The following is a 249-nucleotide window of genomic DNA, read 5'->3' as shown; positions in this document are numbered from 1 at the left end:
GTAAAAAGACCATTGCCATCAACGACATTGTATAGGTACGACGAGCTAAATTTTCCTGCATCACCTGAGCGATTTCATCCGCCATCACGCCAGTCCGTGCTATACAGGCGTCGATTTCGTCAAGGCCGCGCCCAAGGCGATCGGCAATATCCTGCATCCGACGGCGTTGGTCATCGCTCATCCACGGCAAACGTTCACTGGCAAGACGAGCATAAACATCACGTTGCGGTGCCATATAGCGACGCATCA

At 52.6% G+C, this 249-nt stretch carries 1 protein-coding gene; it reads right to left on the bottom strand.

Annotation, left to right across the window (positions count from 1 at the left end; all coding sequences use genetic code 11):
• Window positions 1-249: CorA family divalent cation transporter (locus tag AC0L3J_RS38255; protein WP_473350599.1), on the bottom strand; the 249-nt coding region annotated here is incomplete at both ends.

This window comes from Bradyrhizobium sp. Kon37 (genome assembly GCF_055807535.1).
This window is presented reverse-complemented; position numbering and strand designations above follow the sequence as displayed.